Below are 11,407 nucleotides of genomic sequence, written 5' to 3'. Positions count from 1 at the left end.
GTCCCTGCCGGCTTCAGTCAGCCAGCACCCGCAAGCGCTCGCCACTCTCTACGCCCAGCCGTCGGGCCTCATCGGGATGCAGTATCAAACGGTCCTCTTCGACCTCACGCCCCACCCAGCAGGCTCGAAAGGTGGCACACTGCTGCGTGGTCGAGGCCAGTACTCTCGGGGCGCCGGGGGATTCAGCCCGATCACTGATCACTGCTTCCAGTTCCCGGCTGTGCCTCACGGCACGCACATCATCCAGATAAGCCTCAACCGTCGGACCGGCATCAAAAATGTCGATATACCCCTCGAAACGCAAGCCCTGGGCATTAAGCATGGCCAGTGCCGGACGGGTCTGATCGTGGACCTGACCGATACAGGCCCGAGCGCTATCGGGCAACAGCGCGGTACAAATGGGATAGCGGGGCATCAGCTCGCCGATGAAACTCTTCTGCCCCAGTCCGGTCAGCCGATCGGCATGACGGAAATCGATGGGGAAGAAATGCCGCCCCAGACTCTCCCAGAAGGGGCTGCGCCCCTGATCGTCGAAACGACCGCGCATCTCTGCCAGTACCCGGTCAGGGAAGCGCTCGCGCCAGGTCGCCATGAACAGCCAGCGCATGCGCGACAGCAGTGTGGCATTGCGGGCGCCTTTCTCGCGCCACTGGGGGCGCAGGTAGAGCGAGCAGACTTCAGCATCGCCGGTATGGTCGGAGGAGAGAAAGAGCGTATCCACGGTACGGTGCAGGTCCAGCTGGCGTGACGCCTGAGCCAGCCGACCGACACGGTAATTGTAGAAAGGCACATCCAGCCCGACCCGCGCCTCGATCGCACAGCACCCGGCAATTCGCTCGGCGCGTGGCACGCCAGTGGGCAGATCATCATCCTCGAGCACAAAGAAGTAATTCGCCGGCGCCGTGGCAAGTTCCGGGTCGCCATCACGGGTATCAAAGGCCTCACGGGTTTCGGCAATACGGGCTTCAAGAAACTCGCGGTTATCCGGCAACGAGGTAAAGCCGACCCCGGTCTCTACCGCGATGGCCTGTAGCGCATCAAGATCCTCGAACTCGATCGGTCGCATCAGCATACCGGCACCTCCCTGTCATCCCCTGCCAGCGCCACTGCCAGCACCGCCTGTCCGGCTTCAACACCGAGCTGCTCGGCCTGGGCAGAGGAAAGCAGCAACTGCCGTGTCGCGCTGAGGGCATGCGGCACCATCATGCAGCGAAATGTTTCGGCCTGCTGATTGGCCACCAGTGCCGGCATTTGTCCGGCCGTGGATTGAGCATCATCGATGCGTACCGGATGCCAGTGCCCATGGCGTACACAGTGCAACTGATCGAACGGCGCCTCGAGCAACAGACCGCCGTCAAACAGATCGATATGCCGGGAATCCCGGAAGCCTTCATCACGCAGATCGGCCGCAGCAGCATGATGCGCCTCATGAATGCTGCCGATAACGCTGCGCGCGCCATCGCTCAGCAGGGGTTCGTAAAGCGGGAATGGAGGCATGACTTCAGCAATGAAACTCTTGGAATGGATCCCCGCCAGTTCGTTGATCTCGTGGAAATCACGCGAGAAGAAACGTCGCCCCACGCTCTCCCAGAACGGCGACCGCAGCTGGTCATCCAGCCAGCCCGGCATCGCCACCCCCATCATCGTCCGGAAACGCTCGGGGTACTGGGCAGCGAACAGCAAGCGGGAGCGACGCAGCAGTCGCTCGGCAGGCGTACCGCGATAGCGCGCATCCAGTGAAAAGGCACACAGCAATGAGGCCTCGGACAGCTCATGTGAGAGCGACAGAATGGAGACCTCACGCCGCACATCCAGCTGCTGAGAGGCGTGAATCAGCATCTCGCGCCGCCAGGTATAGTAGGCTTCGCGGGCTCCGGCGCAGGCGCGCAGACTGGCGGTACCGACCACCTCGGGGGTTGAGGGGGTGCGGTCTTCGAGCACAAAGGTGTAGCACTCTTCGCCCGGCGCCTCGATGGGCGCAGAGAGCGCACGCGTCGACTGTTCCAGACGCGCCGCCAGGCGTTCCTGATGGGCAGGCAGATTGGTCAGGCGGGGCACCGAAGCCTCGGCCAGACGCATCAGCGCCGGCAGGTCCTCGATGCCGGCAGGTCTTACCAGCAGCATGACGACTCTCCGCTCAGACCGTCAGAGACGCAATGGCACGCTCCAGGCGCGCCATGCCCTCTCGGATATCCTCTTCGGGAATGATCAGTGACGGCGCGAAGCGCAACACATTGGGGCCAGCCACCAGCAACATCAGGCCTTCATTGATGGCCGCAGCCAGTACGTCCCGACCACGCTCCTGGTAGCGCTCGTTGAACTCGGCACCGATCAGCAGCCCCATACCACGAATTTCACTGAAGCAATCAAAGCGTTGATTGAGCGTCTCGAGCTGTTCACGAATCAGCTGGTGGCGCTGTTGTACCCCTTTGAGCACCTCGGGCTGACGAATGGTTTCGACAGCCGCGTAAGCGACAGCACTGGCCAGCGGATTACCCCCATAGGTAGAACCGTGCGTCCCCACCACAAAGACCCGACCGATCTCATCGGTCGTCATCATGGCACCAATCGGAAAGCCACCCCCCAGGGCCTTGGCCGAGGTCAGGATATCCGGCGTGATCCCATAATCCATGTAGGCATAGAGGCTACCGGTGCGCCCCACGCCGCACTGTACTTCGTCGAAGATCAACAGAGCCCCGTATTCATTGCACAGCTCACGCAACCCCTGCAGGAAGGTCGGATCGGCCGGCGTCACCCCGCCCTCACCCTGCATCGGCTCGACCATGATGGCGCAGGTGCGTTCACTGATCAGTTCACGCACGCTGTCGAGATCGTTGTAGGTGGCATGCTCGATACCGCCAGGCACTGGCCCGAAGCCCTGCGAGTATTTGGGCTGTCCGCCGACACTGACAGTAAAGAAAGTACGTCCATGGAAGGACTGTCGGAACGAGATAATAGTGTCCTTCTCAGGCCCATGGACATCATGAGCGTAGCGACGTGCCAGCTTGAGGGCGGCCTCATTCGCTTCGCCACCGGAGGAGCAGAGAAAGACCCGATCGGCAAAGGTGTTCTCGACCAGGGTACGCGCCAATCTGAGCGCCGGCTCATTGGTGTAGACATTGGAAAGATGCCAGAGCTTCTCGCCCTGTTCCTTCAGTGCACCGACCAGCGCAGGATGATTGTGTCCCAGCGCATTGACGGCAATACCACCGGCGAAATCAATGTACTCGCGGCCTTCCTGGTCCCACAGCCGGCTGCCCTCTCCGCGCACCGGAATGACGCGCTGTGGCGAATAATTGGGCAGCATATAACGGTCAAAGTCTTCCCGGGTGGGGGTCCAGCTCATGGTCGCTCTCCGTCGGTACAACGTCCTGTGGGAAATCGGTATTGTCGCTCGGGTCTTGTGAACCGTCACCTACCGATCATCCCATGAGGGTACTCCGAGCCGGGCCGTCCATGCCAGGGGGACGAAACGCCTATGGACAGCTCGCGGGAACTTCGAACCGGCAGAAAATCCAGTCCGGCATCTAGCGAGGAGGCGGGGGGCGCAAAGCGCCATTGTCGAGATGCATTTGCCAGGCATCCCACTGACTCAGCCGGGAGGCATCCCCGACACGACTGTCTGCACTGCCCTGTTGTGCCAGCCATAGGCTGGAGCCATTGAAGCTGTAGATCGGCAGCAGATCAGTACGCTGTGTGGCCGGTACAATCGCGGTTCTGATGTTATCCAGCACCAGCGGGACAGCCATGGGCGAGCTGAACCAGGTCAACACCATATGAAACTGATTCCAGGGCCGGTACTTGACGTAGTTCAGTCGCATGGCGCTATCCGGCACCCCCAGCATCAATAGCGTCTGGTACTTGGCCATGGCGAAATCCTCACAGTCGCCAGCACCGATGCCGAGAAACTCGCGAGGGGTGGCCCAATAGTCCTCGACCCGCCAGACCTCGATATCATCGCGAAATGCCAGACGATTGAAGAACTCATTGACCTCGTGGAGCTGACGCGTCACCGGCTCGCCACGCAGATTCGCGATCAACTTCCGCCACTGCTCGACCCGTTTGCGCCCCTGCTCGCCATAGACCGCGGCCACGACAGAGTCGTCGGTGATTTCCGAAAGCGCGACCAGCGAGCCACACATGGTAATGACCAGGGCACTCGCCAGCACCTTGAGCGAAGAGCGACGGCACAGAATGCGCACTCTCCGTAGGCATTGCCATGGTCGGCCGGACAAGAGAGGGGCCACTGTGCCCGCAGACGAACAGTAGCGGCCCATCAGTCATTACCAATCGGCAACAGCGGTTGAGAAGGCGTCAGATAGCCCTGAAAACCATCGGCACCGAGTTCCACGATGCGTTCGCGATGCTCCTCGGATTCGACCCGGGTCACAATCACTCGAGTATCGAGTTGATGAACGGCAATACACAGGCTGTGAAGAAATTCAGCGTTGACGTTATCACGCACGAAGAAGGTCTGATCGATCTTGATGTAGTCCGGACGCAGCCGAATCAGACTTGGCATGGCCTGCAGATTGCGCCCGAAGCGATCAATACCGACACGAGTCCCCAGGCGACGCACCGAGCGAAAAAGCCGTTCGACATTTTCACGCTGACGGACGACCACTTCACCATTGACTTCCATATCCAGCAGCGCTGCCCAGCGTGGATGACGTTCCAGCCAGCGAATGACATCATCAAGGCTCTTCTGACTGACCAGAGTGTCCATGCTCAGGTTGAGCGCCAGGCGAAAGTTCGGTAGCCGAGGCCAGCCCGCCAGCCAGTCGAACACGCATCGATCCACCCGATCGGCCATCTGGAATTGCCGTGCAACCGGCATGAAGGCCGATGCCAGATGCTCCTGGCCACCCTCTTCCAGCCTGATATAGACTTCGCGATGGTACTCACCGCCCGAGTTCATCATCACCGGTTGCGCCACGAAATGATAACGATGCTGCGTCAGCGCCGTTTCGATGACCTGGCGCCATTCGTGACGCCCTCGCTCATCCAGCGCCGAAACCCGCTTCGTGACAATCCAGCGCTTGTCTTCCTCTTCGGCTTCACGCAACGCGGTATCAGCAGCACTCAGCAATGTCACCCGCCCCAGGCCAGGCTCGCGCGGTACCACCCCCGCACGCGCATGCCATTTACGCTCCAGCGCCAGCGGGTTGGCATCGACGATATCATCAAGACGATCCAGGATCGCTTCAACCTGCTGATCGCGACGCTCCGGGAGAAGATCGGGGAGGATCAGGGCAAACTCACTGGCACTCAGGCGGGCGGCCATCAGGGGCTCATCACCGATGCGCAGGCCTGACAGATAATCGCCAATCGCACGAATGGCGGTGTCGCGAGCGGCAAACCCTTCTTCCCGATAGATAGTCTCAAGCTGATCGATACGAATGATCATGGCGCTTCCGCCCACCGGTGCAGCGAGCCAGTCATCCATGGCTCGCACCAGATAGGCGCGATTCCCCAGTCGGGAGACATCGTCACGCTCGGCCAGTCGCTGCAGACGCACTACCTGCTCGGCCTGGGCCTCGAACTGATCATTGAGTCGCTTACCGAGACGATTGACCGCCTCGGTAATGCCGGTCAGTTCACGCAAACGACTGGGAGGGAGCGTGGTCTCGAATCCCTGAAGCTGCATCTCTTCGAGCCGACGTGAAAGACGCGACAGCGGGCCGAACAGCTGACGCAGACAGACCACCGCAATCACGGCGGCCAAGGCCATGCCCAGCAGCATCCAGAGCAACAGATGCCGCGCCAGGGCCCAGAGCTGGGCATAAGCCAGCGCTTCATCCGCTTCAACCCTGATTTCGCCCAACTGCATCCAGCCACCGGAGAGCATACGCTGGGCGCTGATTCGAGGTATTGGCACCAGATGTCGGAACCAGGCAGGCGAGTTCTCGGTGGCTGAGCGTTCGATCACGACCGAATGATCCCCATCGGTAGAGTCAAGGCGAATGCGACTGACGGCACCACCATCACAAACCGACTGCATCAGTACGCGAGAGCCCATCCAGTCATCCTGCCGCACGAAAGGCAATAGCGACAGACTGAGGCTCTGCGCCAGATTGTTGATTTCGGCACGCTGACGATCGACCAGCGCATCGCGCGACTGCAACACCTGGATGGTAAAAATGCCCATGGAAAACAGCAGCAACAGGGTAAGAATCGCCCCAATCAGGCGATTCTGCAGGCTGCTGTAACGGTGACGTGCACCCTCATGACTGGATGTCATCGTTTTCTCTCCACTTGAGCCGAATTCACGCTTTCGGCTCCGATGGCACAATATCGGCCTCCAACACCCGCAGTTGAGTGTTACCGCATCGCATCAGGGGACTGCCTGGCCATCATCGGCCGTCAGTTGTCCATCGGCCGAAGGCCGAACGTTGACCTGCATGCTATCGAGCAGTTGCCCGGTAGCGGCCAGGATTCGATAGCGTGCCTGCCGCAGATCGAATTCTGCCTGCAGCCGAGAGCGACGGGCATCGTAGACTTCATTCTCGCTATCCAGCAGATCGAGCAGGGTGCGCCGGCCGATATCGAACTGTTTACGGTAATTGATACGCGTCTGCTCGCTGGCATCGATGTGCTGTTTGAGATAGGGCAATTCGTTTTGCAGATAGTCACGAGCATTCCATGCCAGCCGTAGCTCATCACGTACTTCACGTAGTGCCCGATCGCTGTCGTGTCGGACAGCCTCGAGGGCATGATCGCGAGCGTGCAATTCTGCCAGGTCACTACCGCCGCGGTAGAGGTTGTAGCGCATCACCATCTCGGCACTCCAGTCATCGGCATCACTGCCTTCAAAGTCATAGTCGCGACTGATCAGTCGACTGGCCTCCACACTGAAGGACGGCAGAAAATCGCCCCGCTCGGCAGCCACTTCATGACCGGCAGCCTGGATCGATTGACGCGCAGCAATCAGCAACGGATTGTTGGCCGTGGCCATGGCCATTACACGATCAAGATCATCCGGAATGACAGACATACTGACATCCTCGGGTAGCTGGAGACGCCCGGGCGCTTCACCGACATATCGGATATAGGCGGAACGCGCATCTTCGAGGTTGTTGCGCGCTGCAATCAGGCTGGCCTGGGCGCGTGCCAGCCGCCCTTCAACCTGGCTGGTATCGGTGGTTGTGCCGGCACCGGCATCACTACGACGACGAATATCGGCAGCCGTGCTCTGGTGGTGTTCGACGTTGCTCTGAGCCAGCTCCACCAGGCGCTGTTGCTGCAACACATCCAGATAGGCCTGGATCGCCGACAGCGCGATTCGATTGGCCGCCGAGGCGACCTGCCAACGCTGATAATCGGCCTCATCATTGGCCTGACGGATCTGATTGAGAGTCCGGTTACCATCCCAGATCAACTGGCTCAGCGTGATCGAACCACGCCGATAGTCATGGGGATCACTCTGCTGACTGATGCCCTCGACCTCACTCTCATGACTGCCATAGCCACTGCGCCCCTCCAGATTGAGCGAGGGTAGATAAGCCCCCTTCTGTGCCCGAGCTTCTGCCAGGCGCTGCTGATAACGCGCCAGCTCGGTCCGTGTTACCGGATGCTCGCGCACGGCCTCGGTGACCGCTTCGGTCAGGGTCTGGGCCTGCACCGATGTGCTTGCCAACAGTGCCCCCAGCATCCAGTACCAGCGTTTCATCCTGGCGCTCTGTCTCATGTTGCTCCTTATCTTCTGCAGCCATCCGGGATGGCACTATCCACACCGAAAGCGGCGTGTTGTGTCACCGTTCATGCAGTGCGCCCTGCTGTGCCCGTAGAATCGGCTTGAGCAGATACTGCAGCACCGTCTGATTACCGGTCAGCACATCAACAGAGGCCTGCATGCCCGGGATGATCGGCAATGGTTCCTGCGCACTCCCCAGATGATTACTCTGTGTGCGCACGGTGATTTCATAGAAACTGTTGCCCTCTTCGTCCTGCACCGTATCCGGGCTGATGCGGGTAACCGTCCCCTTGAGACCGCCATAGATGGTGAAGTCATAGGCGGATATCTTGACCGTGGCGGGCATGCCCTGGTGGATGAAACCGATATCGCGCGGCTGGACCCGGGCTTCAACCTGCAACTGATCCTCGATCGGTACGATCTCCATCAGACTCGCGCCGGGATCGACCACGCCACCGATGGTATTGACATTGATCGAGCGAACGATGCCGTTTACCGGCGACGTCACCAGAGTCCGATCGACCCGATCCTGCAGACTCGTACGGCCCTGCTGCAGGCTTTCCAGCTTGCCCTGGGCTTCGTTGAGAGCATTCGCACTACGTGAACGGAACTGGGTGGCCAGGTCATTGCGCTTGCTGATGGCCTGACCCAGCTCAGCCTGCTTGGCCGGAATCAACAGACGGGTCGATTGCAGTTCACCACGCTGGTCATTGACCTGACGCTGGATCTGGAGCAACTCCATTCTTGAGACCACGCCTTCCTGTACCAGCGGCGCAGTAATATCGAGCTGTTTCTGCAAAAGCGACAGGCTGCTGGCAACGCTGGCAGCCTTGCCCCTGAGCTCGCGCAGTTCCTCGGCACGCTGACGGATTTCCTGGGCGGCCTGACTCAGCTGGGTCTCGAGTCCCGAAAGGCGTGCCAGCCAGGCCGAGCGAGCCGATTGATAAAGACCGGGGTTGTGCTGCTGAAACCCGTCGTCGAGCTCAAGCGGCTGACGCTCGATGGTGACCTGGTTCTGCCAGTCGTCAGCGCCGGTATCGACCGTCACCGAATTCAGTTCGGCACGATACTGGGCAATCGAGGCCTGCAAACCCGCCAGCGTCGATTCACGTTCGGCCAGTTCGGAATTCGCCCGGGTAGGGTCAATACGCACCAGTGGCTGACCGGGCGCCACAACCTCACCCTCCTGGACGTAGATATCCCGTACGATGCCGCCTTCCAGATTCTGGATGGTCTGCAATCGCGTCGAAGGAACCACCTGGCCCGTACCTCGGGTAACGATCTCGACATGTGCCAGCGACGCCCAGATCAGAAAACTCATCAACACCGCCAGCAGCACCCAGAGCAATACACGTGATCGCCATGGCGTGGCCAGCAGCATGGCGGCACTGGCATCGTCCACCAGCTCGAGTTCCTGACGAGACAGTCGAGCGCGCTTGCGTCGTTCAGCCATGAGTGCCATGACGGGCCTCCTGGTTCACCGAAGCGCGTTCCGGCTGCGGAACATCTGCACCACTACCGGGCTGATCCGCCGCCGTCGCATGGATGCGGCCTTCATTGAGTGCCTTGAGCACGTTCTGCTTGGGTCCGTCGGCAATCACACGGCCAGCGTCGACCACAATCACGCGTTCGACGACTTCCAGCATCGAACTCTTGTGAGTGATCAGTACCAGTGTCTGACTGCGGGGCAAGGCTGTCAGCATGCGTCGCAGGCGGTATTCGGCACGGTTATCCATATGCGAACCGGGCTCATCGAGCAACAACAGCGGCGCATTGCCCAGCAGCGCTCGCGCAAGGATCACCGCCTGACGCTGACCGCTGGAGAGCAGTCGTCCACCCTCTCCCACCTGACGATCCAGGCCATCAGGATCACGGCGTGTGAACTCGGCCACGCCGGCCAGATCGGCAGCACGCTCGATGGCAGCATCGCTGGCATGCTGATGACCAAGAATGATGTTGTCGCGGATGGAGCCGAAAAACAGCGCACTATCCTGTCCGGCGTGGCCGATATGGCGTCGCACGTCCGCCGGATGCAGCTGATTGAGATCGACGCCATCGAGGCGGACACTGCCCTCTGTCGCACGATAGAGCCCGGTCATCAGACGCTGAAGCGTACTCTTGCCGGAGCCGATACGACCGATAATGGCCACGCGTTCACCGGGCGCGATGGTCAGCGATACATCGGAGAGCGCCAGCGGCGCCTCGGGATTGTACCGAAAGCCGACATGATCGAATTCGAGCCGCATGTTGAGCCGATCCCGATGGACATAGCGCTTCTCGGCCTCGACTTCTTCCGGCAGCGCCATGATCTGCTCGATCGCTGCCATGGCGCTGCGTGTCTGACCGAAACGGGTGATCAGCAGCGCCATCTGAGCCATCGGCTGCAATGCACGTCCGGTGAGCATGACCGCAGCAATCAGCCCCCCCATCGAAAGCGCTGCATTGCTGATCTGATAAACCCCGAAGACCACCAGCGCCACGGTAGCCATCTGACTGATGCTGGTGGTCAGCGACGAAACCGATGTCGAAAGATTGCGGCTGCGTACGCCCCATTTGGCGATTTCACCTGCGGCACGCTCGTAATGACGCTGGGTCTCCCCCTGGGCATTGGCAAGCTTCAGGCTCTCAAGCCCGGCCACGCTCTCTACCAGACGAGCGTGCTTTTCAGTTGCCAGACGGGATCCCAGTTCGATCGAGCGCTTGAGCGGCCACTGAATGATGATGCTGTAGGCAAGCAGGATCAGCAGGGCGACCACCGGCACCCACACCAGCGGGCCAGCCACGATCCACACCACGACCAGAAAGAACAGCGCGAACGGCAGATCGATCAGGGTGGTCATGGTCATCGAAGTGAAGAAATCGCGAACCGAATCGAACTCCTGCAAATGCTTGACGAAAGCCCCGACAGACGCCGGGCGGGCATCCATACGCAGATTCATGGTCTTGGCGAAGATCTTTGAGGCGAGCAGGATTTCCGATTTCTTGCCAGCAGTATCAAGAAAGTACGCCCGCACCTGGCGTACCAGCAGGTCGAATGCCACCACGATGCCCATGCCACTGGCCAGCACCCACAGGGTATTGAAAGCCAGGTTGGGCACCACCTTGTCATAGACATTCATCGTGAACAGCGGTGCTGCCAGGGCAAACAGGTTGATCAGCACCGAGGCGATCAGGGCATCACGATAGATCGAGGTAGACAGTTTAAGCGTTGACCAGAACCAGTGCCCTTCCGCCAGTCTTACCGTTTCGGGCGCCCGCTCATCGAAGCGATGCTCGCGGCGGACGTAGATCACCTGGCCGGTCGCCCAATCGTCCAGCGTTTCCAGCGTGATGGTCTGGGTGCCATCCGCTTCAGGGACATAAATGGTCGCCTGATGATTTTCCATGTCGCGCTCGAGCAGTACCACGGCACGGCGCTGAGGCAGCAATACAATACAGGGCAGCAGCAGATCGGCGACCCGCTCGGGGCGTTGACTGACCAGTTTTGCCGACAACCCTGCCCGCTGGGCTGCGCGAGGCATCAATGCCAGCGTCAGACGACCATTCTCCAGCGGCAGACCATCGGCAATCACCTCTTCCGAACGCGGCTCGCCATGATAGCGGGCGAGGAAGACGAGAGAAGCCAGTAATGGATCGCGCTCCTGATCGCCGATGGGATCGGGACGTAAGGGAGTGGGTTCTTCCACCGAATTACTCTCCTTGCCTGCCGTTTGT

The 11,407-nt window shown here is 60.2% G+C and carries 8 protein-coding genes; all 8 read right to left on the bottom strand.

What is annotated here, in order from left to right; translation table 11 throughout:
- Positions 1–13: 13 nt before the first annotated feature.
- Positions 14–1,072, bottom strand: coding sequence for an arginine N-succinyltransferase (gene astA, locus FY550_RS03660; RefSeq protein WP_070981941.1), 1,059 nt, complete (start codon positions 1,070–1,072; stop codon positions 14–16).
- A complete protein-coding gene (locus FY550_RS03655; protein WP_070981939.1) occupies positions 1,066–2,124 on the bottom strand; it encodes an arginine N-succinyltransferase in 1,059 nt (352 codons plus the stop codon). The genes astA and FY550_RS03655 overlap by 7 nt, the downstream gene beginning before the upstream one ends.
- 13 nt (positions 2,125–2,137) lie before the next feature.
- Positions 2,138–3,346: an aspartate aminotransferase family protein gene (locus tag FY550_RS03650; RefSeq protein WP_070981936.1), complete on the bottom strand. Its 1,209-nt coding sequence runs from the start codon at positions 3,344–3,346 to the stop codon at positions 2,138–2,140.
- 181 nt (positions 3,347–3,527) lie between these two features.
- Positions 3,528–4,202: a transglutaminase-like cysteine peptidase gene (locus tag FY550_RS03645; protein WP_199287844.1), complete on the bottom strand. Its 675-nt coding sequence runs from the start codon at positions 4,200–4,202 to the stop codon at positions 3,528–3,530.
- Between the two features lie 74 nt (positions 4,203–4,276).
- Positions 4,277–6,241: an EAL domain-containing protein gene (locus FY550_RS03640; RefSeq protein ID WP_149054363.1), complete on the bottom strand. Its 1,965-nt coding sequence runs from the start codon at positions 6,239–6,241 to the stop codon at positions 4,277–4,279.
- A 93-nt stretch (positions 6,242–6,334) separates the two neighbouring features.
- A complete protein-coding gene (locus FY550_RS03635; protein ID WP_084388313.1) occupies positions 6,335–7,687 on the bottom strand; it encodes a TolC family outer membrane protein in 1,353 nt (450 codons plus the stop codon).
- A 64-nt stretch (positions 7,688–7,751) separates the two neighbouring features.
- Positions 7,752–9,155, bottom strand: coding sequence for an HlyD family type I secretion periplasmic adaptor subunit (locus FY550_RS03630; RefSeq protein WP_149054362.1), 1,404 nt, complete (start codon positions 9,153–9,155; stop codon positions 7,752–7,754).
- The gene (locus tag FY550_RS03625) at positions 9,139–11,379 is read right to left on the bottom strand and encodes a type I secretion system permease/ATPase (protein WP_070981928.1); all 2,241 of its coding nucleotides are present in this window, start codon (positions 11,377–11,379) and stop codon (positions 9,139–9,141) included. The genes FY550_RS03630 and FY550_RS03625 overlap by 17 nt, the downstream gene beginning before the upstream one ends.
- Positions 11,380–11,407: the final 28 nt, after the last annotated feature.

The sequence above is a fragment of the Kushneria phosphatilytica genome, from assembly GCF_008247605.1.
Taxonomy (GTDB): domain Bacteria; phylum Pseudomonadota; class Gammaproteobacteria; order Pseudomonadales; family Halomonadaceae; genus Kushneria; species Kushneria phosphatilytica.
Note: the sequence above shows the minus strand (reverse complement) of the source record. Positions and strands in the feature narration are given on the sequence as shown.

Bases quoted from the DNA above. Each gene is read 5' to 3' on its own strand.
- FY550_RS03650 (WP_070981936.1), bottom strand. From the start codon at position 3,346: ATGAGCTGGACCCCCACCCGGGAAGACTTTGACCGTTATATGCTGCCC.
- FY550_RS03635 (WP_084388313.1), bottom strand. From the start codon at position 7,687: ATGAGACAGAGCGCCAGGATGAAACGCTGGTACTGGATGCTGGGGGCA.
- FY550_RS03655 (WP_070981939.1), bottom strand. From the start codon at position 2,124: ATGCTGCTGGTAAGACCTGCCGGCATCGAGGACCTGCCGGCGCTGATG.
- FY550_RS03630 (WP_149054362.1), bottom strand. From the start codon at position 9,155: ATGGCACTCATGGCTGAACGACGCAAGCGCGCTCGACTGTCTCGTCAG.
- astA (WP_070981941.1), bottom strand. From the start codon at position 1,072: ATGCTGATGCGACCGATCGAGTTCGAGGATCTTGATGCGCTACAGGCC.
- FY550_RS03640 (WP_149054363.1), bottom strand. From the start codon at position 6,241: ATGACATCCAGTCATGAGGGTGCACGTCACCGTTACAGCAGCCTGCAG.